The organism is Piscibacillus sp. B03 (genome assembly GCF_052246295.1).
In the GTDB taxonomy this organism is placed as follows: domain Bacteria; phylum Bacillota; class Bacilli; order Bacillales; family Alkalibacillaceae; genus Piscibacillus.
In genome coordinates, this window is the sequence record NZ_JBQQCO010000024.1 from 12502 (window position 1) to 36887 (window position 24386).

The window sequence follows — 24386 nt, forward strand, 5'->3', positions numbered from 1 at the left end:
TTGCGCTTCATCTTATAATTGGTCAAGCATTTGGAATTGTGACTTAACTAAGTCATAGTATTCACCTTGTTTTTTCATAAGTTCATCATGGTTGCCTTGTTCCAGAATTCGACCATGTTCTAGTACAATAATGTTATCAGAATCACGAATTGTTGATAATCTATGAGCGATAATAATCGCTGTTCGTCCTTTTAGTAGACGTTTTAATGCATTTTGAATCTTAACTTCTGTCTCTGTATCAATACTTGCTGTCGCTTCATCAAGAATAATAATTTTCGGATCTGCTAATAAAGCGCGAGCAAATGATAATAATTGTCGTTCACCGGCAGATAAAATGTTTCCTCGTTCTTCAACCTCGGTTTCATATTTATCAGCTAAACGTTGAATAAAATCATCTGCACCAACAACTTTCGCGGCTTCCATTACTTCCTCATCTGAAGCGTCAGGTCGACCAAATCGAATGTTTTCCATGATTGTTCCTGAGAAGATGAATGTATCTTGTAGGACGACGCTAATATTTTGTCTTAAGCCATCTAGCTTAACATCTCTCAAATCTACTCCATCAATTTTCACAGACCCCTTAGTTGGATCGTAGAAACGATTAATTAAGTTGGCAATGGTTGATTTTCCTGAGCCCGTATGACCGACTAGAGCGACTGTTTCCCCCTGCTTCATTTCTAGAGAGATCTCGTGTAATGCAATACGGTCTTCATCATAAGAGAATTGAACCTGATCAAATTCGATATGACCTTTAATATCATTTAATTCGACTGCATTTTCCTTCTCTTCAACGTTAGGCTTCTCATCTAAGAATTCAAAAATTCGTTCCGAAGCTGACATCGCCATGAGTAATTGGTTATACATTTGACCTAACCTTGAAATAGGCTCCCAGAACATACCGATAAAGAATGTAAATGAGATAAAAACACCTAATGTAACATTTGGATCGTTAATAATTAAATATGACCCATAAGCAACTAAGATGACCGTCCCAAACGCGTTACTCATTTCAACAAACGGTCTAAACATCGCACTCTTTTTAGTAGCCACATTCCAACTTTGGAATGTATCATCATTTACACCATGAAAATACTCTGTATTGTTATCTTCTTGCGAGAACGACTGAGTAATTCGAATCCCTTGAATACTTTCATTTAAGTGCGAGTTAACGCGTGATTGTTGGATTCTAACTTGTTGCCATGAACGACGTATGTTCTTTCTTAACTTAGTAGAAATATAGAACATTATTGGAATAATAACCATAACAGCTAATGCTAATTTTGGACTGATAATTAGTAGAATGACAACGATACTAATCAACGTAATAACATCCATCAATAGGTTAATAATCCCGTTTGTAAATAACTCCTGTAACGAGTTAATATCGTTCATGATACGTACGATAATACTTCCTGCTGAACGATTATCAAAGAATCGATTCGAAAGTCGTTGAACGTGTGAGAATAAATGATGCCTTAAATCATAAACTACGTTCTGACCTAATATATTAACGTATTTGATTCTAATAGCATTACCGATATAACTTAACAAGTAAAGAATTGCTACCCCAATAACAAATTGCATTAATAAACCATAATCTCCACTCGGTAGTACTTTGTCTACGATATAAGTACCGATTATAATAGGTACTGCCAACCTTACAATCGTAGATACGAGCATGGCAATAATAGCAATAGGTAGAACTGTCTTTGCGTAAGGTTTTACGTATTTCAGTAGTCGTACAAGTTGTTGCCAGTTAAATGGTTTATCAACCGGAATATCTTGAGTATATCTAAATCTTTTTAAATGAGGGCTTTTTGCCTTCATCGTTTCTGCCATATGTCTCCCCCCTTAAGCGTGTTGCTTAGCCTTTCCCAATATCGCCTCTTTATCTTGATATTGAATATCGTATATACGTTGGTAAGGACCGCCATTGCTTAGTAATTCTTCGTGCTTACCACGTTCAACAATATTTCCATCTTCTAACACTAATATTTCATCCGCGTGTTTCAGTGATGAAATACGATGTGCAATGATAAAGGTTGTGCGCCCTTTCATTACTTCTTTTAAGGCTTTTTGAATCTTGAATTCAGTTTCCATATCAACTGCTGATGTTGCATCATCTAACACAAGAACTCGAGGATTTATTAAAATCGCACGTGCAATGGAAATACGTTGCTTCTGACCACCTGATAATCCCATACCTCTTTCCCCAAGCAATGTGTCATAACCATTGGGCATTTCCATGATAAACTCATGTGCTTGAGCTCGTTTTGCAGCATCAATGATTTCCTCCATTGAAGCCTCAGGATTACCGTAAGCAATATTATCCTTAATTGATGTAGAAAATAAAAACGGCTCTTGTAAAACGAAACCTATATGCTTTCTCATATCTTTTAAGGAATATTCAGAAATTGGTTTTCCATCTAAAAGAACTTCACCTTGTTCTGGTTCATAGAATCTTGTAATCAATTGTGTAATACTCGTTTTACCTGAACCAGTTGCACCAATCAACCCAATCGTCTTGCCTGGAGGTGCGTCAAAGGATACATTCTTCAAAGCCTCATCGTCATCCTCAATATATGTTAAAGTGACATCTTTAAATGTAATATGACCTTCAACGTTCTTACTCTCGATAGGACTTGTCGAATCTTTGATTTCATCCTTTGAATCTAAAATTTCTAATAAACGTTCTCCAGATGCTTTAGATTGAGAGAACATGTTAACAACAAAACCAAAGTTCATTAACGGTCCAACTAAATACCAAATTAAGTTAAAGTAAGCAGCAATGACACCAATCGATACTGAGCCATTCATGTATAGGTAACCACCAAAAGCTAATAAAACAACAACTGATATGTTGCCCATAAACTCCATTAATGGAAAGTATTTAGACCAAATCTTTGCTGTATCTAAATAATGCTGACGGTAATTATCACCTTTTTCAGAGAAACGGTTAATCTCAAAATCTTCTCTTGATAGTGATTTTACCGTGTTCATACCTGAAATGTTTTCTTGAACACGAGTATTTAATCGACCGAATGATTTACGAATCCCTCTAAATGCTGGATGTACTCGTTTATCAAATTTCATAACTACAACAATTAAAAATGGCATCGAAGCCATCGTTGCTAACGCCAGTGGTACAGAATAATAAAACATTACTGATACACTAGATAACACTAATAGTACAATCCTTATTAATTCCGAGAAGCCAAATGATAGGAAAAATCTAAACAGCTCAACATCAGCCGTTAATCGAGACATTAAATCTCCTGTCTTGGCATTATCATAATAATGGAAAGATAATCGCTGTAGCTTCTTATATAATGCGTCTCTTAAGCTAAATACAGCTGAAATTCCAAAATAATCACCCATGTATTGGTGAAAAAATGTAGCAACTGATTTAATAATCATCAGTCCAATAAAAGCTAAACACAACATTGGTACTAAACTATAATTCTCTTCACTAATGACTTCATCAACTGTGATCTGTATGACAATTGGATAAACAACTGTAATTAAGACCACAAAAAGTAAAGACAATAACGATATAAAGAAATATCGTTTGTAGGGCCAATAAAAATCTTTAAGCTTCTTAAACGTTTCCATGATGTTCCCCCTTTTTAAGCTAACAAACTAATTTAGAAAAAATTAGTACTTTTATAAATATACCGAGTTCCGAAATAAAATTCTACCCCTTTTGGAGAAAAATTTTAAAAAAATTTATACTAATCAGCATATAATAAGATTTGATAAATGACTTCGATACATAGAACCATTTCATCTCAGACTTTAGGCTGAATTGACTTAAAAATACGGTATGTGGTATATAATAGAGAGATACGTAATTATTGAAATATCAAGTTTATATTATAAAGAAGACCATAAAAAAGACTTTAACCTGTTCTTTCACGAGTAGATTTTTTAAAAAATGAGGTGATTAGATGAAATATATCATTATAGGTGGAGATGCAGCAGGAATGAGTGCGGCTATGCAAATAGTAAGAGCAAATCAAGATCACGATATAACAGTATTGGAACGAGGAGAAATTTACTCATACGGCCAATGCGGTTTGCCTTATGCTATTAGTGGAATTGTTGATGAGCCAGAAGATGTAATCGCAAGAGAGGTTGAGACGTTTCGAAATAAATATGGCATAGATGCCAAAATAAATCATGAAGTGACACATGTGGATTCAGCTAACAAAGAAGTTCATGGTCGAGTCACCTCGACCGGAGAATCTTTTAAATTTGAATACGACAAGCTACTAATTGCAAGTGGCGCAAGTCCTGTAATGCCTGATTGGAAAGGGGTTGACCTCGGAGGGGTTTTCCACATTAAAACAATTCCAGACACGAAAGATATATTGAATTATTTAGATAAAGATATTCAGAATGTCACAATTGTTGGCGGAGGGTTTGTTGGGCTGGAAATGGCTGAGAACTTCGGTGAAATCGGTAAAAACGTCACGATTATACAACGTGGTCAACAACTGATGAAACCTTTTGATTATGATATGGCTGAACTCATCCATAAAGAAGCCAACCATCAAAATGTTAATATTATCTTCGGTGAATCGGTGAAAAGTTTTGCTGGTAAACATTCGGTTGAAAAAGTTATAACTGACCAGAATGAGTACCCAACTGATTTAGTCTTACTGTCTATAGGTATAAATCCAAACACACAGTTTGTTGGCGATGAATTCTCAATAGGTGAGAAGAATGAATTAATAGTAGATGAATATATGAAGACAAATGTAAAAGACGTATTTGCTGCAGGCGATTGTGCCTCACAATATCATAGAATTAAAGAACAAAATGATTACGTTCCTTTAGGGACACATGCTAACAAACAAGGTATGGTGGCAGGTCAAAACCTTCTTGGTAAAAGTGTAGAATTTAGAGGGATTGTTGGCACTTCTATACTTAAGTTTTTTGACCTTGATATTGGTCGAACAGGACTATCAGAGAAAGAGGCACAAGAATTATCATTGGATTATGATACAGTTAAAATTACGACACGACCTGTTGCAGGCTACTATTCTGATATAGAAGAATTAACCGTAAAACTCGTGTATGAGAAGACAACAAAACGTCTATTAGGCGGGCAAGTCATCGGAAATAAAGGCGTAGATAAACGAATTGATGTACTAGCCACTGCGCTATATCATAATATGACAACTGTTCAGCTCTTAGATTTAGATTTATCTTACGCTCCACCATTTAATGGTGTTTGGGATCCAATACAACAAGCCGCAAAAAGAACCTTATAAAAAGAGGCTGAGACAAAAGAAAAGTAGCTTAACAAAAAACGAATATTGAGTTTTATTAGCGTAGTCAAAATGCGCAGACTCCTGCAAGAACAGCACGAGCTGAGGGGCCACAGGATGTGGGTCAGTTCGGCGTTGCAACATGGATGTTGCGTATTTAGCCGAACATCCTTAAACTCCGAACGGAAAGTGAGTTTGGGGAAGTTGAAGCCGTGCCTGCGAAAAGCGAAGCATTTTCACGCAGCTAAAAATTGAAGACGAATATTAGGAGTAACTTGACTCCTAATATTCGTCTTCTCTAAGGATAAGATATCTTTTGTCCCAGCCTCTTCGTTCATGCTTTATAAATCATATTTGACACAGCTTTAATCCCGACTTCTATAGCATCTTCCTTAGGATTCAAACGACTATTATGTAGTCCGTATGAAGAATCTACTCCTAACCAAAACATAAACCCTGGTATCCCTTTAAGAAAATATCCAAAATCTTCGCCAGTCATTGCTTCTGGGGCTTCTACGTAATTAATATCTGTATCTTCTATAACTTTCACAAATTGGTTCACTTGCTCCTCATTATTGTTAACCATATAATAATTAGCACCGTAATCTACGGATGTTTCACACTCGAATCGACTTTCAATTCCTTTTAAGATACGTTCTATACCATTTTTAATTAACTGCATAGAATCCGGGTGAATGGTTCGAATCGTTCCTTCAACACGTGCATGCTCTGCAATTATATTTTGAACCGTACCTGCTTCCATTTTCCCTAGAGTTACTACAGCTGGTTTCAAAGGATCTCGCATTCTACTTACCACCTGCTGCAACTGAACATTGAACGTACTAGCAGCCATAATCATATCTTTTGTCTCATGTGGATAAGCCGCGTGCCCACCTTTTCCATTAAAATCAATAAACAACTCACTTGTATTCGCAAATAACAATCCTGGTTTAGAGCTTACTGTACCAACAGGAAGTTTAGGGTCAATATGTAATGCGAAAATAGTATCTGGGTTATACTTTTTCATCAGGTCACTATTTAACATCGGCTCCGCACCACCAGGCCCTTCCTCAGCAGGCTGGAAAATAAACAAAACATTTGATTCTGGTCTATTATTAACAATTTGCGTTAAAGTGCCAAGCGCAATTGTCATATGAAAGTCATGTCCACAAGCATGCATGTAACCGTCATGCTTTGAATCAAAATCAAATCCTGTCTCTTCTTTAATCGGGAGTCCATCAATATCTGTTCGATACGCAATGGTCTTATCACCCACAGTACCTTTCACGAACAAAAATATACCAGTTTTCCACTTATCAACTATTAAATAATCCTGAGGTAATGTTTGAATATAATTCAGCAGATATTCTTGAGTCTTAAACTCTTTAAAACCAATCTCAGGAATCTGATGTAAATCTCTTCTAATCTTGATCCAATCATTTGTCATGACAATCTACCTTTCTTTGCAACTAAGAAAAAGCGGAACCCGTTAAGATTCCGCTTCATCGTTATATTAATCGTCTAACTTTCTTAATGCACTCATAATTTCAGTTTTTGATTTTGTCTGATCGTCAATTTCTTTTAGAACTTTAGCTGGTGTACCTGCTACAACTGTGTTTGGTGGTACATCTTCTGTAACAATGGCACCTGCTGCAACAACAGCACCTTCACCAACGGTTACACCTTCTAAAATTACGGCGTTAGCTCCTACAACGACTCCATCTTCAATGACAACTGGTTTGGCTGAAGGTGGCTCAATAACACCCGCTAATACGGCTCCAGCACCTATGTGGCAGTTCTTCCCAACTGTTGCACGACCACCTAATACAGCGTTCATGTCAATCATTGTGCCTTCACCAATCGCTGAACCGATGTTAATGGATGCACCCATCATAATCACAACACCGTCACCAATTTCTACTTGGTCACGAATGATGGCGCCTGGTTCAATACGTGCATTAATATTTTTTAAATCTAATAAAGGAATAGCTGAGTTACGACGGTCATTTTCAATTACATGATCATCAATTAAATGGCTGAAACGTTCTAAGTCTTCTTTAACGACTTTCCATTCACCGAAGATAACTCCTGTTTGTTCATCCACAAATGCTTGGATTCCTTCACTGAATTCAATACTGCTTAGTTTGTTACCTTTAATGTATACTTTTACTGGTGTCGACTTTTTCGCATCCGAAATAAATTGAATAATTTCATTTGCATCCATCATGTTCATGTTGAATCCTCCATTAAAAACAGTTTTACTTTACTTTATCAAAATGTTAAATTCTTTGACAAGTCTTAACTACGTTGCTGATAAAATTCATTCCTCAATTGCTTGAGGATTTCACGTCGAGTATAAATACCGACCATTTTATCCCTATCATCCAACACACATGCGAATGAATAATCAATTAGAACATGTAGAGCCTTTTCTAACGAATCAGACATATGAACTGTTGGGATATCATCTTTCATAACATCTTCAACCGTTTTAGAATATAATTGTTCAACTTCAATTTGTTCAATTCCAAACATAGCTTCTACAATATCAGATTTGCTAATAATCCCGCAAAACCTGCCATCTAAGTCTAATACAGGAACGGCATTGTAACCGGTTTTAGTTAAAACTAATAGTGCGTGTTCTAATGGATTTTGTAGTTGGACGTGTGCAACTTTTTCTGCATCGATCATATTTTCTGTTACTGGTATCGTTGATAAATCGAAACTCGATAAATCTAACATTTACTCCCCTCCTTAATTAACACACAGGAGTAACACCCAAAGTATATTTTAACACAAATGACTTAAAAGACATAATTCAGCCCTACTTTTTATACCCCGTTTCATTTATAATTATACTAGAAAGAAGGGATTTTATTGACACACGAATTCACACGTAAAGAAGAAGCCGTAAATGCATTTACTCACGGCCTAGGAGCACTACTCAGTATAGCTGGCCTTGTCATTTTAATCGTGTACTCATCCATACATGGTAACGCATGGCATGTGGTGTCGGTAACGATTTACGGCACAACAATGCTCATTATGTATTTATCATCGACAATTGTGCACGCATTAAAAGATGGTCGAGCCAAAGATCTATTCTTATTTATAGACCACTCTTCCATATATTTATTCATCGCTGGTACATATACTCCAATTCTATTAATCTTACTTCGCGGACCCATAGGATGGACATTATTTGGAGTTATATGGGGCGTTGCGATATTAGGGATTATCTTTAAGATTTTCTTCGTTAAACGATTTATGGTCGTCTCAACATTAATTTACATCTTTTTAGGATGGTTTATTGTTTTTGTATGGAACCCACTAGCAGCTGAAATGGAATTAAGAGGACTGATTTTCTTAATTATCGGCGGGATTCTGTATAGTTTAGGTAGTGTATTTTATATGTGGAGAGGTTTCCCATATCACCATGCAGTTTGGCATATGTTTGTTATAGCAGGCAGTGCATTTCATTTCTTCGCCATTTTGTTTTATGTAGTTTTAGTTTAAATCTTTTCTATAAAATAAAGGCTACAGATTGGACAATCCAATCCGTAGCCTTTTTAATTTGATTAAAATGGATACTGATTTAAATATTGACCACCATCTAGAGTAACGACTTCTCCATTCATATACTTTGCGTCATTTAAGATAAAGTAAGCTAGATCCGCAATTTCTTCTGGCTCACCCAAACGACCTAATGGAACCGAGTTAAGAGTACGCTTAGCCGCTTCTTCAGACTCCCAAAGCTTTTCAGCTCCACCGGTACGATCAATTGGCCCAGGCGCAATCGCATTAGAGCGAATACCATACTTTCTCCCCCACTCTACTGCTAGAGTACGTGTTAAGTTAAGTACCCCTGCCTTAGCTGCTGAAGAGTGCGCAACTCCAGGCCCAGCATCCCAAGCATATGTAGCTACCATATTAATAATGTTTCCTTTGATATTTTTCTCAATCCAGTACTTACCGACAGCGTGACTGCAATAGAATGTGCCATTTAGAACGATATCGATAACTGAATTCCACCCGTTGATTGATAATTTCTCAACAGGTGCAATAAAATTACCTGCTGCATTATTTACTAAATGGTGAATAGCCCCATACTCATCAACAGTTTCTTGAATCATTCTTTCAATATCTTCTGGTTTTCTCACATCCATGACAACGGTTTTCACATTAAGGTCTTTACCATCTAAAATATCATCTTTAGCTTGATCCAAACGTTCTTGATTACGACCTGTTATAACTACTTTCGCCCCTTCATGAGCAAATTTCTTTGCCATGTACTTACCCATTCCACTGGAACCTCCAGTAACAATCACTACTTCATCTCTCATCTACATTCCTCCTAAATTTTTTATATTTACTGAATAGTCATTCATTTTGTATTAATTATCTCATATATAATCTAAAAAAACCATGCTATAATGTGATTAACGTATAAAAAAAAGGATGAACAACATGAGTAAGAAAGTGTCGAGGAGAAGCTTTTTAAAACGTATAACAGTCGGTTCTCTTGGGGTCGTTGGACTTTCATATGGTGGTTATTATTATGCTCATGAGGTTGAGCCACGTTGGTTAAATGTTATTCATTCGACTGTCCAATCCAAGCGAATCCCACAAGCCTTTAATGATTTTAAAATTCTACAGATAACAGATACCCATATCGGCTTTCAATATAGCGTAAGTGATTTAGGAAAATTAATAAACGCAGTCAATAATCAAAAGCCAGATCTAGTTGTGTTCACGGGTGATCTAACGGATGACCCATCAAAAATGGATGAATCTGCCTACTTAGATATTATTGAAATCTTATCTCGAATTGAAGCTCCAAAAGGTAAGTTCTGGATTTATGGGAACCATGACCATGGAGGCTATGGCACCCAACAGATACGAAAAGTTATGGACGAAAGTGGCTTCACTCTTCTTATGAACGAAACAACGCAGATTTCACTTAATGAAGATTACATTAATTTATCTGGATTAGATGATATTCTTTTAGGTCGACCAGAACCCTCTGCATTAATACCAGACGAAGAGCAGGAGCGTTTTAACGTTCTTCTTTGCCATGAGCCTGATTTCGCTGAAGAAATTACTAATTACCCTTTTGATTTACAGCTATCAGGCCACAGTCACGGAGGGCAAATTCAATTGCCATTTTTGGGATATATCGTTACTCCTAATTTAGGTCAAGAGTATGTTGAAGGTTATTATGAATTAGGTACACGACCTTTAAATTTATATGTCTCAAGAGGCTTAGGCACAACACGTCTACCCTTCCGCTTCTTATGTAGACCAGAAATAAATGTTTATACTCTTCAATCCAGTATGTAAATCCTTGTCAAGGAATTGTTAAAAATGACTCCTATACCTTGTTATGTTTAATGTACTTTAGTGCTAGAATAAAGATGGTATAGATAGGAGTGTGTAATGTAATGTCTAAAAAACTAACAATTCTATTGTTCACTATAACTTTAAGTGGGTTATTAGCAGCATGCGGTAGTGACAACTCAGCTGAGAGCACAAGTCAAGGCGCGGAACAACAGGAAATCAAGCCTAACTTCGATCAAGAAGTACAGAACTTTAGTTTCACTAATCAAGATGAAGAGACTGTTGAATTGGACGACCTTAAAGGCGATTACTGGGTTGCTAATTTAATTTTCACTAATTGTGAAACTGTCTGCCCACCGATGACAGCTAATATGGCGAGGTTACAACAAAAGTTAGATGAAGAAGGGCTAGATATTAGACTGATATCATTTTCTGTTGACCCACATATAGATAGCCCTCAATTGCTAAAGGAATTTGGCGATAAACATGGTGCAGATTATAGTAACTGGGATTTTCTAACTGGTTATTCTCAAGAGGACATTGAAAGTTTTGCATCAAAATCTTTTAAAGCTTTAGTAACAAAGGTTGACGGTGAAGATCAGGTCACACATGATACATCTTTTATGTTAGTATCACCTGAAGGTAAAATGGTTAATCGTTTTAAAGGGACATCATTTGAAGAAGTAGAAAAAATTGTTGATTACTTGGAACACTATAAAAAATAGTCTGGCGAAGATCGCCAGACTATTTTTTATATTAATCATTTCTAATCACTAAGTATACAATCAGCCCGAGTAAAGGAAAGAATAAAGTACCCATCAAAACCACAATAGCATATTCCTTACTATTTCCCTTTCGAATGGAATCACGATAAGCCCAAATACTGGTTAAGATATTTAATAAAAATAATAGGAATCCAAAAAATAATATAACTGCAAATACTTCCACTTAAAGCTCCCCCTCTCCCCCTTCATAATAATGTAATATGAGCGCATTGTGAAGTTTAGACTAATTCATTTTAAGTAGAAATATTTTTGTTTCTAAAATATTGTGATAAAATTTTAGCTACGAATGTGACCAGAAAGCTAATTCCAAGAACTATAATAGAAATCCATAAGGAACCAAGTATGACTTCAATTTGGTTTTTCCCTTGTGAAAAGGAATCTGACAACACTAGAACAATCATTGTCACACTTGTTATACATAATGAAACTAATAAATAACTTAAAGTGTAAAAGCATTTGTACTTGATTAACCTAATAATGATTGGTTTAAGGATAAAATAAGCACAATAAATCAAAACCAGGAAGATTAAACTTCTAGATAAGTAGGCTATCACAATTGGGTTTTCTAACATAAAGACCATCTCCTATTGTTCGATGAAAGGATTATCATCATGAGTGACGTTTTCTTAGGCAGTTTATTAGCAGGTTTAGCTACGGGTGTTGGCGCTATTCCTATATTATTTATAAAAAAGCTAACTCATAAATGGCGCGACATCTTACTCGCATTTGCTGGTGGTGTTATGTTGGCGGCCGCTTTATTAAGTTTAATACCTGAAGCTTTAGATTATGGAACGTTAACTCAATTAATATTCGGGTTAATCATAGGGGCCGTCGTGTTATCATTATTGGAACATTCTATCCCACATATACACGTAGAAAACGTAAATCAATCTATAAAAATAGATCAAAAGGCTATGCTTGTCGTAGCAGCAATCACTCTTCACAACATCCCTGAAGGATTAGCTACAGGAGTTAGCTATGCAAGTGGTAAAGAAGGCCTTGGAGAAGTAGTGGCGATTGCTATAGGAACTCAAAATGCTCCGGAAGGTTTTTTAGTAGCATTATTTCTAATTCATCAAAGTATCAAACGAGTAACTGCCTTTATTATAGCTACATTAACTGGGTTAGTTGAAGTCGTGACAGCTCTTTTAGGATATTATTTAACGAATATAGTAGATGGGTTAGTTTCATACGGATTAGCATTTGCAGCTGGAGCAATGTTGTTTATCATTTATAAGGAATTAATTCCTGAAAGCCACGGTGATGGTCACGAACGCCCAGCCACTCACTCTTTTATTATAGGAATATTACTGATGATTTCGTTAATTGAAATATTTTAAGAAAGATTGGTGACATCAATGGAACATTTATTAAATCAAAACGTGAAAGATATTGAGATTTCAGGAATTAGAAAATTTTTCAATCTAGTTCAAGGAAAGAAAGATATTATCTCTTTAACAATAGGTCAACCTGATTTCCAAACTCCTGACCACATTAAAAGAGCAACTAAAGAATCGCTTGATCAAAATTTGACGACGTACACACCAAATGCTGGTGTGCCAGAACTTAGAGAAGCTGTATCGAATTATGTCAAATCTAATTACCAATTAAACTATAGTCCAGAAAATGAAATTATAATAACCGTTGGTGCTTCACAGGCGATTGATATAACTCTTAGAACGATTATTCAACCAGGTGATGAGGTTTTACTACCTGGACCCGTTTATCCTGGCTATGAGCCTCTAATTAAACTAGCTGGCGGTACTCCTGTATACGTAGACACGAGAGAGCACAATTTCAAGTTCACAGCAGATCTAATCCAACAATATATAACACCTAAAACAAAGTGTGTGATATTGCCTTATCCTTCTAACCCAACAGGTGTAACGTTAAGTAAGAATGAGTTACAGGAAATTGCTAATTTATTAAAAGATCAACCTATTTTTATATTAGCGGATGAAATTTATAGTGAGCTCACTTACGAAGAGGATCATTTCTCTATAGGTTCATTTGATGAAGTAAGAAAACAAACATTTATTGTTCAAGGTGTTTCTAAGTCACATTCTATGACTGGTTTTAGAATTGGATTTTTAATGGGTGATTCAGAAGTTATGAAACACGTATTAAAGGTTCATCAATATAACGTCTCCTGTGCTACTTCTACAAGTCAGTATGCAGCCTTAGAGGCGATGACAAACGGTTTAAATGATCCTAAGATAATGAGAGAGTCTTACTTAAAAAGAAGAAATTATGTGGTACAGAGGCTTGAAGCAATGGGAGTTGAAGTCGTAAAGCCTGACGGAGCTTTTTATGTGTTTCCAAAATTAACACCTCACAATCAGGCTTCATTTGACTTTGGATTAACATTAGTAGATCATGCTAATTTAGCCCTTGTACCTGGTGATGCATTTTCATCGTATGGTCAAGGGTATATGAGAATATCTTATGCTTATCATGAAGATGTCTTAAAAGAAGGACTGGATCGCCTAGAACAATTTCTAAACCATTATTAGTAAAGGTGTTTGTTATGAGGACACTTTTTCACTTTTTTCTTAACAAATTGATATTTATTTAATACACCATCTAATTCTTGTGAAATCTTTATACACTCTTCACTTGTGTAGCCATAGATTGTAGCAATATCGACCATTTTAGATCTAAGTTGTTCAATTTCCTTTTGAAGATTAGTTAATTGTTTTAAAGAAGACACGGATTCGGTTCCTCCCTAACATCTTAAGTAGATAATTATCATAACACGGATTAGATAAATGTGCGACAATTTACCTACGAACTTTTTAAATAGTAAGATTATTTAACTACTTTAATCAAACTTTAAAAATATGTAAAACATTTATAATGATTTCAATACTACATTCGTAAAATATTGTGGTAGGATAATAATATACAGATTTGTTTGAGAGGGAGATTTTCCTTGAAAAAAGAAATATGGGAATGGACTAAAGCAATCATTATCGCAGTTGTATTAGCATTCTTTTTAAGGTCCTATGTGTTTGCTACTTCTATTGTAGAAGGAACAAGTATGGATCCAACATTACATAATGGCGAGCGAGTAATTTTTAATAAAGCCATTTATTTGCTTGATGAACCTTCACGTGGGGACATTGTTATTATTCAGCATCCTAATAAAAACTATGTCAAAAGAGTTATTGGACTTCCGAATGAAACCGTAGAAGTTAGAAATGGAACACTTTATATAGATGGCGAAAAAGTCGACCAAAGCTTTTTACCTCCTGAACAGCAAAGTGCAACTTCTGACTTTGAGCCAGTTGAAGTTCCGAACCAACACTATTTTGTTATGGGTGATAATCGCGATATCAGTAAGGATAGCCGAAATGGATTAGGATTTATTCATGAGGATGATATTATTGGTAGGTCAGAAATTGTTATATTTCCTTTTGACCAAATAACCATCACAAGATAAGTTTAAGAATTGCCGAAACACTAACGGACAGAACTAAAGTTAGTGTTTCGGTTTTTTATATTAATTTAGATGATCCGGTAAACGAAGAATGGAGTCATTTAGTTCTTCAAGTCTATTTTCAATCCGGTGTAACAAATAAAATGTTACGAGGATAGGAAAGCCAACTTCAGGAATCCAATTAACCCAGGTTTCCATTACCAATCCCTCTCTTCCCTATTTTAATTTTATATATTTTGATAAAAGAAAAAGGCCTTTAAATTGTATAAGGCCTTTTTCGAATCCCTATTATTCACCTAACGGAATCTCTGTTACTGCACGATCCACAATTTGAGCACGATCTATCTCAACTAATGGACCACCATTAGACATAAATACGTCATTTGCAATAATGGTTTCCATTGCACTTTTCACAGCGACTGGATCAGCCGGATCAACTGGGTTTTCTAATGAAATCGTCGCAAGTGAACCTTGTTCTGTCTTAAATTTTAATTCTAATCGTTTAGCCATAGCTCATTCACCCTTTCTAAAATGAAATTATATTAAACTTCCGCAACTTCAAATGAGTCATTACGTACGATATTTAGTAATGTGTGTGTCTGAAGAGTTCCTAATGCCTGCCCTACCTCATATAATTGATCTGGTGTTGCCTCTAAGTTTATTTGGTTGTAGGACTTCTTCTTGATGATTGCTTTTCCATCATCGTTAACCCCTGCGTTAAATACCAATTGTAACTGAGTACGTGTTCTTACTTGACTTGCCATGTTATTCATCCCCCTTTCACCAATATAATCGAAAATATAAAAAAAAGGTGTGGAATGTTTGAAACATTCCACACCCTTTATCCGTCAAATTACTTGGAAGTAATTATATTAATGTTTAACGTTATCAAATACACAATAACCAATGAAAGTAGCTAATAACGCTAAGCTTATAATTCCCATAATTGTTTCCATTTTGCTCAGAGCCTCCTCTGTTTATATATGTATTAGTTATTATTATTTTAACAAATAAATTATATCATATTTATTCGTTTTTTTATTAATCGAATTGATGTAAAATAATGTAGAACCCTTTAAAACTACACAACAGATAAGGTGATTAATGATGCGTTACTGTCCAAAATGTGGTGCTAAAATACATGACGATGAATTATATTGTGTTGCATGTGGAGCCCGTTTACCCGATGACATAAATACTCGATTTGAGGAAGAACAACGAGAAAATCAAGGGTTTAATAAATGGTGGTTAGCACCTATTTCTGCAATCATATTCTCGTTAGTGCTAGCCATAGCACTACACTTTTACTTAGAATACCAACAATCTCAAGCTAAAGATTATTATAAAGACGGAGTAGAGTTGGCTTTGGATGGTCAATTTAATAATGCTAAAGATCTCTTTGAACAATCACTAGATTACAAGAGTAACTATAAAGCAGCTATTCAAAGCCGAGAATTCATGGATGTTGCCATTAATATACAGAACTCTTTAAACGAAATTGATAAATTAATTGAAGCTGAATCTTATCAACAAGCTATGAATCTAACAAATGACATTGAGGGTAAATTAAAGCACTATGAAGGTGAAGTCGTCAACCATTTATTAACTAGTATAGTTGATAAGCGTAATGAAATTAAAATTGAACAAGTTCGTAGTGAATTAGATGAAGAGAATGGTATAGATGAATTAAAAATCTTATTATGGCAAATTGAGTCCATAGATTCAGAAGAAGCAGATGAATTGGAAAATCAAATGAAAGAACGTATTGTGAATTATTCTTTCAACCGTGCCAATGAAGAGTTAAATGATAATCATTTTACTACTGCTTTATCAATAGTTCGCGATGCATTAAGATATGTACCAGGTGAAGAAAAGCTTGAAAGTTTAAGAACGACAATCGAAAAACAACAAGTAGCATTTGAAACAGAACAAAATAAACGAATCCAGCAAGCTTTAAACCAATTTGAAATAGAACAAGAACATAATGCTAATGATGCTGTTGAGGTTAATTCAATAGAAGCAACCCTAAATGATGAAGGGCAAATTGTGGTTAAAGGTGAACTTAAGAGTGTAGCTACCGTACCAATTCACTCATTGTCAGTTAAATACACATTGCATAATGATGATGAAGAGGAAGTACTTGAGAACGAAACATTCCTTTATCCAGAAACTCTCTATCCTGATGAAACAGCACAATTTGAATATACACACTATGATATTGAAGAAGAAGTGGAGATTACGATTGAACAAATATCATGGTACCTTGAAGGACAGTAGGAGATGATTTCACATGTTTAAGAAAAATCAAAAAGCCCTCCCCATCAGCCTTTCAGTAGTCATATTAATCCTTGGTACATTAGCCATTTTTATTTATTATAACTATTGGGAAGATGATGTATTAGCTACAGAATCAGGTATTGTAAATGTAGTTGAAAATGAAGAAGACAATGAAATGAAAGATTTACAGACCATTATTCACGAAGCAGAAAAATATGTTGTTCAAATTGAAGCAATAGGGTCTTCTTCAGAAAGTGAAGGATCAGGCTTCCTGTTTAATGACAAAGGTGATATCGTAACCAATGCTCACGTCGTGGATGATGCCACAGATATATTTGTTAAAACATCTGATGGTACTTCCACTTATCCTGCAGCATTGATTGATATGAATGAAAAGAAAGATGTAGCCGTTTTAAGAGTTCCGCAGTTAAAAAATCAAGGTTCAGTTGAAATTGACCCCAATTTTGAGCCGAATATTGGGGATGAAATTATCGCAGTTGGTTCGCCTCACGGTTATTCAGGTACTTTTACTGACGGCATTATCTCAGCTAAGAATAGAAGCTTCTCAGTCAATAATTCTGAATATGAAAACCTGTATCAAATTTCAGCTAGCATTTTACAAGGAAATAGTGGAGGTCCACTTATTCATAAAGAAACAGGCTTAATCATAGGGATTAATGCTGCGGCTAGCAAAGATGGAAACATCGGTTTTACTATCCCAATCTCACAAGTTTATGATCTCATGCAAATGTGGTCAGATGTTGCTGATGATGAAGAATTAAGTTTCGAAGTTGATCCAACTTTACATCAAACCGTTGAATCAAATTCTCTAAAAAATGATGCTGAGTATATTGTTAATTACTATTACGATACATTAAATGTCAGAGATTATTTTGCTGCATATTCCCTTCTTGGGAGCGAAGAACAGATCAAAAGAACTTATCAAGACTTTAGAGACTTGAGCGTTAAATCTATTGAAATTAAGATTCAGGATATAGAATTAGATAATCCAAACGGTGATTCGATTAAAGTGACAGCATATGCAGACCACTCTATTCGTAAAGACGAAAAAATCTTAGAAACACATCATTATAAATCAGTATTTAATGTTGGTTACGAGAATGACCAGCTAAAAATTCTATCACTAGATCGTGAATTACTTTCAAAAACTGAAGAAGAAATAGAAATAGAGGCTGAAGAAGAGGAGTCTGGTAGTAACTCATAGAGCGGGTATTTGCCGCTCTTTTTTTATTTATATGGGTTAATATCCTTAGCATTACAAATGCCTTTACATATACATAACTGAAAGCGCTTATGGAGGTGATTTCATGTATGGAGGAAACGCAGGAAATGTAGGCAATGTAGGGAACATTGGTAATATGGGGAACCTTGGAAAAGCAGGAGGTAGCTACTGTCACAACAACTTTGTTATTTATGTTGTCCTATTCATCCTACTAGTCATTGTAGGTGCAGCTTTTTATTGCTAATTAATCGCTAAAGGTCGATTCATAAAAAAGTGTGGTCGATTATAGTCGACCACACTTTTTCTTTCAAGCTTTCTGTGCACTAAACAGTTTTTCTACTTCTGTATTAGGGACAGGTTTACTAAAGTAATATCCTTGAACTTCATCACAATTTTCTTGATTTAGAAACTTCAAATCCTCCTCACACTCTACTCCTTCTGCTATTACTTTTAAGTTTAAAGAGTGAGATAAATGAATAATCGTTTTTACAATCGCTATATTTTGTTCTGTTTTTTCCTGTATAAACAGTCGATCAATCTTCAATTTACTTAAAGGAAACTGGCTTAAATACTTTAAAGAAGAATATCCTGTACCAAAATCATCTAATGCAACGTTAACACCAAGTTCTTTAAATCCATTCAAAGTCTCAATTATAAATTTTTCATTAGCCATGGCCATGCTCTCAGTAATTTCAATTTCTAAATACTCTGGTTCTAACCCCGTATCCTCTAATATCTTACCAATATTAGTGATTAAATCACGTTGTAGGAATTGCTTTGCTGATAAATTGACACTCACTTTAACTTTAGGCAAGCCTAAATCCTGCCATAACTTATTCTGCTTACATGCTTCTCGGATCACCCAGTCCCCTAACTCAACAATTAGTCCTGTTTTTTCAGCTAAAGGTATGAACTCATTAGGAGGAACTATACCACGGTCAGGATGGTTCCAACGGCATAATGCTTCAAAACCGATAATTTCATTATTTTTTATATTAATTTGTGGTTGGAAATGAAGAACAAAATCTTTACTTTTTAATGCTTTATGTAGTTCGGTTTCTAATGTTAATCGTTCTTTAAAACCTTCTGTAAAGGATTTTTGAAACACTAAATAATCATTTTTATTTTCTTTTTTTATAAAGTTCAAAGCAATATTTGCTTGTTTCATTAACTCTGATGCAGTTTCTCCTAATGTTGGAAATAGACTAATCCCTATACTAGTTGATGTATAAATTTCATAGCCATTGACCGTTAATGGCTGCTTAAAGTTTCGCAGTAATTCTTCTGCAAACTCTGTTGCATTTTGTTCACTTTCAACATTACGTTGAAGAATCAGAAATTCGTCCCCCATCATTCTGGCAACGAAAATATCTTCAAACAAAAATTGTTTCAACCTTGATGCAAATGACTTCAACAATTGATCACCAAATTGATATCCAAGTGTATCGTTAATATGCTTAAAATCGTCTAAATCAATAAAGTGAACCGCTATTTTCTTTTCACTCAATGTCGATGCCTTTATTTCATCATTTAATACTTTTTGAAAATAATTTCTGTTAGGTAAATCTGTTAATTCATCATAATAAGCCATAAATTCAATTTGTTTTTCATTCTCTACTCTTTCAGTGATATTGCGTATAATAGCTATTCTTAGCTGACCTTCTTCAATATCAAGTGTTTCTGGTACAATTTCAACATAAATGATGCTACCGTCTTTCTTTATACCTCTAACAGTATAAGATTTGTTTGTAGTAGACTGGATGCTTTTTATCATCTTTTGGTGATCATTGGTGTGAATTAAATCTAAGATACTAGTACCTAGTAAATCCTCACGTTGATATCCAGCCAGGCTTGCAAAGGCTTGATCACAATCTAAAATTTGTGCACCATCATGCATGACCACGCCTTCGTATGGTCCATTTAAGATATTATTCAATGAATAGAATACAGCCTCTTTATTAGCCTGTAATCCACCTTCTCTTAATATCATGCAAACATGATCTCCGATTTGCATGCTTCTAAATAGAATCATTTTTTTAGGTTTGGCTTGAGTTCGAACCATTATTTCCTTACCATTACTTGGCGTTAGTGATTCTAAATTAAGATAATCAGTGATGAGAGTCTTGTTAGTCGATAATCTTAATAAGGAATGAGCTGGATTATTAGACGCTACAATACGGCCTTCCTTATTTATAAATAATACTGCATCGGATATATGTTCAAAAATCCAATCGTGAATCGGACGTATGGTATTCCCTCGATTCTCATTAACCACAATTTGCCCCCTCATAAATTACCCAATGTTAATTTTCTCTTTTGGATATCTATAGTTACTTTTTCTCTTTCTTTTATTAAACGTAAACAAGAATGTTAATAAACCTATTCTACCGATAAACATTAAAGCCATTAGCCATGCTTGACTGAAATAAGAAAGTTCTGATGTAATTCCCATTGATAAACCTGTTGTTCCGAAAGCTGAGCTAACTTCAAAAATAATACTCGTTAGTGAAAAAGGCTCTATAGCACTAATAACTATAACTGTTGTTAAAAACATAATAATAGCTAGCAACGTGACAACAACAGCTTTGAATAAGTCTTCTTCTTCGACTTGTCTACCGAAAATTTTAATATTCGTTTGCCCTCTTGCAAACGTCAAAATAAATATAATAACTAAGGCGAAAGTTGTTGTCCGAATTCCCCCACCAACACTACTTGGTGAAGCTCCAATAAACATCATACTGGATAGAAACAACTGAGTTTGTTCTGTAAATTCATTAACATCCATCGTTGATAATCCAGCGCTTCTTGCAGTTGTCGACTGAAATAAACTTGTAAAGATTACCTCATGCCAGCTTTTATCTGCCATATAGTGATTAAACTCTAAAATAATGACAACTAAGAATGAAAAACCTAATAATACAAAATAAGTTAATGTTGTTAATTTTGTAAACAACGAAAAGCGTTTTAAGTTTCGTTCTTCAGGTGCAATTCTTAGGTATTCTTTTACTTCTATTAAAACTGGAAACCCAATAGCTCCTGCTATAATTAAAAGAATATGAACAAACTGGACAAAATAATCGTGACTAAACATATGTAATGATGATCCTGTTATATCAAAACCGCCATTAGTAGTTGCACTTATTGCTGAGAAAAAACCTTGATAATACGCTTCTACAATAGAATCATAATAATTTAAATAATAAGTCCCCAAAATAATAAATCCAATGAACTCTATCGTAAGGATTAAAAACAACATATCCTTAACAAGTCTAACAATTCCAGAGATGGATTGCTGATTTTGGTCAGTCATAATTAACCGGCGTTCTCTGAACCCGATTTTTCGTCCTAAGATCAACCAAATTAATGTTCCAAGTGCCATGACACCTAGACCACCAATTTGTAAGGCAATGGCAATGATAATAACTCCAAAAAAGCTAAATGAGTCAGCTGTAGATACAACGGTTAACCCCGTTACACTAACCGCACTAACTGAAGTGAACAGGACTTCCATAAAATTTAAGTTGACCCCGTCTTTATGCGCAACCGGTAAAGATAGCAACAGAGTGACTAATGTTACAGCAGCTAAATAATAGAGTGAGATCAGTTGTACAACTGATAATTTATCAAATACTCTTTTTACCTTGATCCCCTGTTTATCTCCATACATAGATGTTTCTCCTTTTTACGCCACATTTCCTGCTCATTCTAGTAAATTTACTCATGATAAAGTCGAATAATATAATAGGTCGTCGCAAATTGAAGTTAGAAAAAGCTTTCTTGATTTTTTTCTTTGAATTTTTTTAATAAGGATGCCCCTTGGTAACCAGCTTCTATTAATTCTTGCAACATTTGCTCCACTTGTTCACGTTCGCGGTTAACTAAATTACCGATTAAAATAACATTAATTTCATCTTCTATATCGTTGATTGAATTGATTTTTGCAACAATAGTTGCTTTCGGGTTTTCTGCTTTCGAAATCCTTACTTGTACAACTAACTCACGCTCTTCATCTTTCTTACTTCGAAAGAAATCAATATAAGATCTAGGAATCATACATTCAATTAACCAACGATCATGGTCAATTTCACGATCAATAATTAAACCTGCTGAAATATCAATTTGTCGGTTCAATAGTTCATCTCCTGATTTCTCAAGAATCTCGATTGATATTAATTTAAACGTCTTCATAAAATCCTTCCTTTCAAACTCCTCAATTATAGGAAATAATAGGAAGCCAAAAAATAAGTACTGTCTATAATATTATTATTAATTAATTAAAAATCAATACTATTTAGTAAACCTAACCATTTTGTTAAAGATATTGTAAGTGGTAAAAGCTAAACAAGCAATATAAAAACGAAAATCAATTGCATTCAAACATACTCTGATGGCTTAGGTTTTTAAACCTTAACATAGCATCAACATCTAAAACTTCCTTAAAATAAAACTGAACCATCTAAATGACAGTTCAGTTTACTTGTTTTAATGATTGAATGTGTAATGATTTAAATAGAATAAATCCTAGCAAAATTAAAATCATGAAAGTTATAAAAATATTACTATATACAGCGCCAGTCCCAACTACACCGAATGGATTTAATGGGGTTTCAGGTCTATAAATATCAAGCACCTTACCGACTAATGCACCGCTTAATGCACCTGACACGAAATTTAATAAGTTAAAAACACCCATGCCAATTCCTGTTTCTTTTTGACTTAAGATTCCTGCTAAAATATCAGCTCCTGAAGATTGTACTAAAGGAAAACATAACATAGGGAAAATTAAACTCAGACTAAAAATAACAGGATGGGCTCCAACGGTTGTTGATACAATTAAAAAGCCTGTTAATAATAATAATAAACTGACTAAGAAAATTGTTCGAGACCCTTTTTGGTCAACTAACTGACCACCTTTACGTCCTATTAAAGCTGCTCCCATAGCTCCCGGAAACATCGCTAAACCAATTTGTAATGTTGTCAACTCGTATACGTCCCTTAACATAATTGGAACCGAAAACATTAATCCAAATAAACATGCAACTCCAATAAAACTTACAACCAGTGTTACTACATAATTACGATTTTTAAACAGTCTTGGAGGAATAAACGGATCTTTTGCAAACTTCATACGTAAAGCAACTAAAATCAATAACAATAGAGCTATCCCGAACGTCCACAATTGACCTAGCGTTATTCCCATTAATGAAGTCACAATTAAGCCTGCTACCAAAGCTCCACCAAGATAATCTAATTTAAAAAACTTAGTACTTTCATCAGGCAAATTAGCTCTTAAGAAAGGCAATGTAATAATGATAAAGGCAGAGGTAAGAAATAAGTATTGCCAGCTTAAGAAACCGCCAATAACCCCACCTAGGATTGGTCCAATTCCTGAAGCAAATGCCATCACGGATGATATAATCCCAAGTATCTTCCCTCTTTCATTAGGAAAATACCGAATAGGTGCTATAAAGGCAATTGCTGGGATCATGGAACCTCCAATGGCTTGAATTATTCTTGCCAAAAGAACTACCCCATAGTTTGGAGCCATAAATCCTAAAAGTGAACCAAAAGAAAAGACGACTAATCCAAATGTGATAAGCGACTTCAAGGCAATCGTATCAGTCAGCTTCCCATAGACTAAGGCACCAACGGCATAGACCATAATATAACCTGTCATAACCCAGCTAACTTCTGATGGCATTAACTGAAAAGCTTCTGCTATATCTGGAATGGCAATGTTAAACATCGTACCATTCATAACTGAAAACATTAAAACGAAACATAAAGAAAATAATAAAGCTTTAGGATTTTGAATTTCTACTTTTTGACTCATGTTTTTCCCCTCGTCTTTCACTTTTATAAGCATACCCTCTCGGCTGTCTTCTTGCAATCTTATAGCTCTTTAAGTTTGTGTCAAGATTTTCTCGATGTAGTTTTTATACCGGTATTTTCGGCACTCTATTTTTGTACACTTTTTGGCTACCGCGCTATCGCTTGCTGGCCCTAACATCATTGTTACGTTCTAACGAACC

General features: G+C 34.9%; 25 protein-coding genes. 10 read left to right on the forward strand and 15 right to left on the reverse strand.

The window, feature by feature from the left end:
* Window positions 1-12 precede the first annotated feature (12 nt).
* On the reverse strand, window positions 13-1839 hold the full coding sequence (locus ACTWQB_RS14120; RefSeq protein WP_443139842.1) for an ABC transporter ATP-binding protein: 1827 nt from the start codon (window positions 1837-1839) through the stop codon (window positions 13-15).
* 12 nt (window positions 1840-1851) lie between these two features.
* Window positions 1852-3612 (reverse strand): ABC transporter ATP-binding protein, encoded by a 1761-nt coding sequence (locus tag ACTWQB_RS14125; RefSeq protein ID WP_443139843.1) that lies wholly within the window; start codon window positions 3610-3612, stop codon window positions 1852-1854.
* A 335-nt stretch (window positions 3613-3947) separates the two neighbouring features.
* Here ACTWQB_RS14125 and ACTWQB_RS14130 point away from each other — a divergent pair, with 335 nt between their 5' ends.
* Entirely contained in the window at window positions 3948-5276 is a 1329-nt protein-coding gene (locus ACTWQB_RS14130; protein ID WP_443139844.1) for a CoA-disulfide reductase, read from the forward strand.
* A 331-nt stretch (window positions 5277-5607) separates the two neighbouring features.
* Here the strand turns inward: ACTWQB_RS14130 and ACTWQB_RS14135 are convergent, their stop codons facing one another.
* From ACTWQB_RS14135 to cbpB, 3 genes are all read right to left on the reverse strand, one after another.
* The gene (locus tag ACTWQB_RS14135) at window positions 5608-6720 is read right to left on the reverse strand and encodes an N-acetyldiaminopimelate deacetylase (RefSeq protein ID WP_443139845.1); all 1113 of its coding nucleotides are present in this window, start codon (window positions 6718-6720) and stop codon (window positions 5608-5610) included.
* Between the two features lie 66 nt (window positions 6721-6786).
* Window positions 6787-7506, reverse strand: a complete 720-nt coding sequence (gene dapD, locus ACTWQB_RS14140) for a 2,3,4,5-tetrahydropyridine-2,6-dicarboxylate N-acetyltransferase (RefSeq protein WP_443139846.1) — start codon at window positions 7504-7506, stop codon at window positions 6787-6789.
* A gap of 65 nt (window positions 7507-7571) precedes the next feature.
* Window positions 7572-8015 carry a cyclic-di-AMP-binding protein CbpB gene (cbpB, locus tag ACTWQB_RS14145; RefSeq protein ID WP_443139847.1) on the reverse strand — a complete coding sequence of 148 codons (444 nt, stop codon included), beginning with the start codon at window positions 8013-8015 and terminating at the stop codon, window positions 7572-7574.
* Between the two features lie 129 nt (window positions 8016-8144).
* Between cbpB and trhA the strand changes: the two genes are divergently transcribed.
* A complete protein-coding gene (trhA, locus tag ACTWQB_RS14150) occupies window positions 8145-8789 on the forward strand; it encodes a PAQR family membrane homeostasis protein TrhA (protein ID WP_443139868.1) in 645 nt (214 codons plus the stop codon).
* Between the two features lie 62 nt (window positions 8790-8851).
* Here the strand turns inward: trhA and fadH are convergent, their stop codons facing one another.
* Entirely contained in the window at window positions 8852-9616 is a 765-nt protein-coding gene (gene fadH, locus ACTWQB_RS14155; RefSeq protein ID WP_443139848.1) for a 2,4-dienoyl-CoA reductase, read from the reverse strand.
* A 124-nt stretch (window positions 9617-9740) separates the two neighbouring features.
* Between fadH and ACTWQB_RS14160 the strand changes: the two genes are divergently transcribed.
* Window positions 9741-10613: a metallophosphoesterase gene (locus ACTWQB_RS14160; RefSeq protein WP_443139849.1), complete on the forward strand. Its 873-nt coding sequence runs from the start codon at window positions 9741-9743 to the stop codon at window positions 10611-10613.
* A 101-nt stretch (window positions 10614-10714) separates the two neighbouring features.
* Complete coding sequence (locus ACTWQB_RS14165; RefSeq protein WP_443139850.1) at window positions 10715-11335, forward strand: SCO family protein; 621 nt, start codon at window positions 10715-10717, stop codon at window positions 11333-11335.
* Window positions 11336-11366: 31 nt separating this feature from the next.
* Here the strand turns inward: ACTWQB_RS14165 and ACTWQB_RS14170 are convergent, their stop codons facing one another.
* The gene (locus ACTWQB_RS14170; protein WP_443139851.1) at window positions 11367-11558 is read right to left on the reverse strand and encodes a PLDc N-terminal domain-containing protein; all 192 of its coding nucleotides are present in this window, start codon (window positions 11556-11558) and stop codon (window positions 11367-11369) included.
* 448 nt (window positions 11559-12006) lie between these two features.
* Between ACTWQB_RS14170 and ACTWQB_RS14175 the strand changes: the two genes are divergently transcribed.
* Together ACTWQB_RS14175 and ACTWQB_RS14180 are read left to right on the forward strand one after the other, a co-directional pair.
* On the forward strand, window positions 12007-12735 hold the full coding sequence (locus ACTWQB_RS14175) for a ZIP family metal transporter (RefSeq protein WP_443139852.1): 729 nt from the start codon (window positions 12007-12009) through the stop codon (window positions 12733-12735).
* Window positions 12736-12753: 18 nt separating this feature from the next.
* Window positions 12754-13908: an aminotransferase A gene (locus tag ACTWQB_RS14180; RefSeq protein WP_443139853.1), complete on the forward strand. Its 1155-nt coding sequence runs from the start codon at window positions 12754-12756 to the stop codon at window positions 13906-13908.
* Here the strand turns inward: ACTWQB_RS14180 and ACTWQB_RS14185 are convergent.
* Window positions 13905-14105: an aspartyl-phosphate phosphatase Spo0E family protein gene (locus ACTWQB_RS14185; RefSeq protein ID WP_443139854.1), complete on the reverse strand. Its 201-nt coding sequence runs from the start codon at window positions 14103-14105 to the stop codon at window positions 13905-13907. The two genes, ACTWQB_RS14180 and ACTWQB_RS14185, sit on opposite strands and share 4 nt — an antisense overlap.
* A 222-nt stretch (window positions 14106-14327) precedes the next feature.
* On the opposite strand from ACTWQB_RS14185, the gene lepB reads away from it, so the two are divergent.
* Complete coding sequence (lepB, locus tag ACTWQB_RS14190; protein ID WP_443139855.1) at window positions 14328-14837, forward strand: signal peptidase I; 510 nt, start codon at window positions 14328-14330, stop codon at window positions 14835-14837.
* A 60-nt stretch (window positions 14838-14897) separates the two neighbouring features.
* On the opposite strand, the gene ACTWQB_RS14195 is transcribed toward lepB, so the two are convergent.
* The 3 genes from ACTWQB_RS14195 to ACTWQB_RS14205 all read right to left on the reverse strand — a co-directional run bounded on the left by ACTWQB_RS14195 (window position 14898) and on the right by ACTWQB_RS14205 (window position 15598).
* Window positions 14898-15032 (reverse strand): YvrJ family protein, encoded by a 135-nt coding sequence (locus ACTWQB_RS14195; protein ID WP_443139856.1) that lies wholly within the window; start codon window positions 15030-15032, stop codon window positions 14898-14900.
* Window positions 15033-15122: 90 nt separating this feature from the next.
* Window positions 15123-15344 (reverse strand): DUF2922 domain-containing protein, encoded by a 222-nt coding sequence (locus ACTWQB_RS14200; protein WP_443139857.1) that lies wholly within the window; start codon window positions 15342-15344, stop codon window positions 15123-15125.
* Window positions 15345-15376: 32 nt separating this feature from the next.
* The gene (locus ACTWQB_RS14205) at window positions 15377-15598 is read right to left on the reverse strand and encodes a DUF1659 domain-containing protein (protein WP_443139858.1); all 222 of its coding nucleotides are present in this window, start codon (window positions 15596-15598) and stop codon (window positions 15377-15379) included.
* A gap of 343 nt (window positions 15599-15941) precedes the next feature.
* Here ACTWQB_RS14205 and ACTWQB_RS14210 point away from each other — a divergent pair, with 343 nt between their 5' ends.
* From ACTWQB_RS14210 to ACTWQB_RS14220, 3 genes are all read left to right on the forward strand, one after another.
* Window positions 15942-17111, forward strand: a complete 1170-nt coding sequence (locus ACTWQB_RS14210) for a zinc-ribbon domain-containing protein (protein ID WP_443139859.1) — start codon at window positions 15942-15944, stop codon at window positions 17109-17111.
* A gap of 13 nt (window positions 17112-17124) precedes the next feature.
* The gene (locus tag ACTWQB_RS14215) at window positions 17125-18336 is read left to right on the forward strand and encodes a S1C family serine protease (RefSeq protein WP_443139860.1); all 1212 of its coding nucleotides are present in this window, start codon (window positions 17125-17127) and stop codon (window positions 18334-18336) included.
* A 103-nt stretch (window positions 18337-18439) separates the two neighbouring features.
* On the forward strand, window positions 18440-18598 hold the full coding sequence (locus ACTWQB_RS14220; protein WP_443139861.1) for a YjcZ family sporulation protein: 159 nt from the start codon (window positions 18440-18442) through the stop codon (window positions 18596-18598).
* A 63-nt stretch (window positions 18599-18661) separates the two neighbouring features.
* Here ACTWQB_RS14220 and ACTWQB_RS14225 read toward each other — a convergent pair whose 3' ends face one another.
* The 4 genes from ACTWQB_RS14225 to ACTWQB_RS14240 form a co-directional block, all read right to left on the reverse strand.
* Entirely contained in the window at window positions 18662-20629 is a 1968-nt protein-coding gene (locus ACTWQB_RS14225) for an EAL domain-containing protein (RefSeq protein WP_443139862.1), read from the reverse strand.
* An 18-nt stretch (window positions 20630-20647) separates the two neighbouring features.
* The gene (locus tag ACTWQB_RS14230; protein WP_443139863.1) at window positions 20648-22021 is read right to left on the reverse strand and encodes a TrkH family potassium uptake protein; all 1374 of its coding nucleotides are present in this window, start codon (window positions 22019-22021) and stop codon (window positions 20648-20650) included.
* Between the two features lie 95 nt (window positions 22022-22116).
* Window positions 22117-22542: a YwpF family protein gene (locus tag ACTWQB_RS14235; protein WP_443139864.1), complete on the reverse strand. Its 426-nt coding sequence runs from the start codon at window positions 22540-22542 to the stop codon at window positions 22117-22119.
* 280 nt (window positions 22543-22822) lie between these two features.
* Complete coding sequence (locus ACTWQB_RS14240; RefSeq protein WP_443139865.1) at window positions 22823-24187, reverse strand: MFS transporter; 1365 nt, start codon at window positions 24185-24187, stop codon at window positions 22823-22825.
* Window positions 24188-24386: the final 199 nt, after the last annotated feature.

Coding starts and splice junctions, on each gene's coding strand:
- ACTWQB_RS14120 (WP_443139842.1), bottom strand. CDS start 1,839: ATGGCAGAAACGATGAAGGCAAAAAGCCCTCATTTAAAAAGATTTAGA.
- ACTWQB_RS14125 (WP_443139843.1), bottom strand. CDS start 3,612: ATGGAAACGTTTAAGAAGCTTAAAGATTTTTATTGGCCCTACAAACGA.
- ACTWQB_RS14130 (WP_443139844.1), top strand. CDS start 3,948: ATGAAATATATCATTATAGGTGGAGATGCAGCAGGAATGAGTGCGGCT.
- ACTWQB_RS14135 (WP_443139845.1), bottom strand. CDS start 6,720: ATGACAAATGATTGGATCAAGATTAGAAGAGATTTACATCAGATTCCT.
- dapD (WP_443139846.1), bottom strand. CDS start 7,506: ATGAACATGATGGATGCAAATGAAATTATTCAATTTATTTCGGATGCG.
- cbpB (WP_443139847.1), bottom strand. CDS start 8,015: ATGTTAGATTTATCGAGTTTCGATTTATCAACGATACCAGTAACAGAA.
- fadH (WP_443139848.1), bottom strand. CDS start 9,616: ATGAGAGATGAAGTAGTGATTGTTACTGGAGGTTCCAGTGGAATGGGT.
- ACTWQB_RS14160 (WP_443139849.1), top strand. CDS start 9,741: ATGAGTAAGAAAGTGTCGAGGAGAAGCTTTTTAAAACGTATAACAGTC.
- ACTWQB_RS14165 (WP_443139850.1), top strand. CDS start 10,715: ATGTCTAAAAAACTAACAATTCTATTGTTCACTATAACTTTAAGTGGG.
- ACTWQB_RS14175 (WP_443139852.1), top strand. CDS start 12,007: ATGAGTGACGTTTTCTTAGGCAGTTTATTAGCAGGTTTAGCTACGGGT.
- ACTWQB_RS14180 (WP_443139853.1), top strand. CDS start 12,754: ATGGAACATTTATTAAATCAAAACGTGAAAGATATTGAGATTTCAGGA.
- ACTWQB_RS14195 (WP_443139856.1), bottom strand. CDS start 15,032: ATGGAAACCTGGGTTAATTGGATTCCTGAAGTTGGCTTTCCTATCCTC.
- ACTWQB_RS14200 (WP_443139857.1), bottom strand. CDS start 15,344: ATGGCTAAACGATTAGAATTAAAATTTAAGACAGAACAAGGTTCACTT.
- ACTWQB_RS14205 (WP_443139858.1), bottom strand. CDS start 15,598: ATGGCAAGTCAAGTAAGAACACGTACTCAGTTACAATTGGTATTTAAC.
- ACTWQB_RS14210 (WP_443139859.1), top strand. CDS start 15,942: ATGCGTTACTGTCCAAAATGTGGTGCTAAAATACATGACGATGAATTA.
- ACTWQB_RS14215 (WP_443139860.1), top strand. CDS start 17,125: ATGTTTAAGAAAAATCAAAAAGCCCTCCCCATCAGCCTTTCAGTAGTC.
- ACTWQB_RS14220 (WP_443139861.1), top strand. CDS start 18,440: ATGTATGGAGGAAACGCAGGAAATGTAGGCAATGTAGGGAACATTGGT.
- ACTWQB_RS14230 (WP_443139863.1), bottom strand. CDS start 22,021: ATGTATGGAGATAAACAGGGGATCAAGGTAAAAAGAGTATTTGATAAA.
- ACTWQB_RS14235 (WP_443139864.1), bottom strand. CDS start 22,542: ATGAAGACGTTTAAATTAATATCAATCGAGATTCTTGAGAAATCAGGA.
- ACTWQB_RS14240 (WP_443139865.1), bottom strand. CDS start 24,187: ATGAGTCAAAAAGTAGAAATTCAAAATCCTAAAGCTTTATTATTTTCT.